The organism is Schnuerera sp. (assembly GCF_035459645.1).
In the GTDB taxonomy this organism is placed as follows: domain Bacteria; phylum Bacillota; class Clostridia; order Tissierellales; family Tepidimicrobiaceae; genus Schnuerera.
The window spans coordinates 1-1957 of sequence record NZ_DATHXO010000428.1; the positions used below are offsets into that span (position 1 = coordinate 1).

Here is a 1957-nt window from a genome sequence, read left to right on the forward strand (position 1 = left end):
ATATTCTTCCAGTACACAGAAGAGGAAGAATAAAAAAAATAGAGGAACGCCTTAGAAACGAAGACAATATTATACTCGTTACAACTCAAGTAGTTGAAGCGGGGGTAGACTTAGATTTTGATATAGTAATAAGGGATATAGGGCCTATAGATTCAATTATACAATGCGCTGGAAGATGTAATAGGAATAACAAAAATATAATAGGGGATGTATATATATATTCCATAGTAGATGAAACAGGGAAAAATTTTGGCAATTATGTTTACGGAAATAGCCTAATAAATATTTCTAAGGAAATTTTACAAAACAAGGGAAAAATTCTTGAAAAAGAATATTATAGGGTTATAAACGATTATTTTGCCAAAGTAAAACAAAATAAATCTAAAGAAGTGTCAACAAAATTCATTGAATCAATTGAGGTATTGGACTTTTCTGAAGGAGAATATTCTATTAATAGCTTTTCATTAATACAAAACAATCCTGGATATATGGATGTTTTCTTTATATACGATGATAGGGCTGAAAGGGCATATGAAAACTATTTAAAGTTATCCAACATAAAAAATATAAATAAAAAAAGAGAATTATATTTAGATATTCAAAGAGATATGAAGGATTATACAATCTCTATTCCCAACAAATATTTTAGAAGTTTTACTACGAATAATGGAATCATTTTACTACCTAGAGAAGGAATAGAGTTATTCTATGATGACGAAACAGGTTTTATAAGAGATAAAGAGGATGAATGTATGATATTTTAGGGGGGATTACTTGGAAGCATTAAGAGTGGGTGGAACTTTAATATGGTATTACTATATTTGCAAAAGAGAAGTCTGGCTTATGGCCCATAATATTGTTTCAGACCAGGATGATCCAAATATTGATATAGGGCGGTTCATGCATGAAAACTCTTATAAAAGAAAGAAAAAGGAAATTTCTATCGGAGGTATAAAAGTAGACGTACTTGATAAAAAAGATGGTTATTTGATGATAGGAGAAATAAAAAAATCTTCAAAATTCATAGAAAGTTCAAAGATGCAACTCGCATCTTCAAAATTCATAGAAAGTTCAAAGATGCAACTCGCCTATTATTTATTAGAACTTAAAAGGAATGGATTAGAAGGAAAAGGAGTACTTATGTTTCCGCGGGAAAGAAAGCGAGAAACTATAGAATTAACAGACGAGCTTATAGAAGAGTTAGAAGGAGCTGAAAAAGATATTATAGAAATATGCAACCGGCCCTATCCGCCAAAACCAAACAAAATTAATATGTGTAAGAATTGTGCCTATGCCGAATTTTGCTGGTCTTAAGGAGATGATAATTCTATGAAGAAGACAATATATATTTTTAACGATGGAGAGATAAAAAGGAAAGATAATACCTTATATTTTGAAACTGACATGAATAAAAGATATATTCCAATAGAAGATATAAGTGATATACTTGTGTTTGGAGAAGTAAGTCTAAACAAAAGCCTTTTAACATATATATCTCAGAAGAGAATACTTATGCATTTTTTCAATTATTATGGTTATTATACTGGCACCTATTATCCTAGAGAATATTTAAATTCGGGATATATGATACTTATGCAAGCAGAACATTATTTAGATGTCAATAAAAGAATGGCTATTGCTAGCAAATTTGTTGAAGGAAGTAGCAAAAATATGTTGAATGTAATTAGGTATTATAAAAATAGAGGTAGGAGTTTAGAAAAAATCGAAAATGCTATAATATCTTTATATGAAGAAATACATCATTGTAAAACTACTAATCAATTAATGGGAATTGAAGGAAATATGAGCCATGGTAATTTCCAGGCGCTCGGCTACCCACGGCTTCCACGGCCAGGACAGCAGGCGCTCCCGCCAGGTGCGGCGCACGGGCTCCACCTTGTGGATGGTCAGTAGCGCCGGGTTGGCGTACAGCTTGCAGCCGCACAGCGTGCCCTGG

Annotated in this window: 2 protein-coding genes and 1 pseudogene; all 3 read left to right on the top strand. The window is 32.3% G+C overall.

Features of this window, described 5'->3' with window-relative positions:
• A pseudogene (locus tag VK998_RS10175) lies at nucleotides 1–764 on the top strand (hypothetical protein); the annotation flags it as partial.
• A 10-nt stretch (nucleotides 765–774) separates the two neighbouring features.
• A complete protein-coding gene (cas4, locus tag VK998_RS10180; RefSeq protein ID WP_325228022.1) occupies nucleotides 775–1314 on the top strand; it encodes a CRISPR-associated protein Cas4 in 540 nt (179 codons plus the stop codon).
• Nucleotides 1315–1329: 15 nt separating this feature from the next.
• Nucleotides 1330–1914: a CRISPR-associated endonuclease Cas1 gene (gene cas1, locus VK998_RS10185; RefSeq protein WP_325228023.1), complete on the top strand. Its 585-nt coding sequence runs from the start codon at nucleotides 1330–1332 to the stop codon at nucleotides 1912–1914.
• The last annotated feature ends 43 nt before the right edge of the window (nucleotides 1915–1957 follow it).

What these genes read in the sequence shown, in the direction of transcription:
- cas1 (WP_325228023.1), top strand. Translation starts at nt 1,330, where the DNA reads ATGAAGAAGACAATATATATTTTTAACGATGGAGAGATAAAAAGGAAA.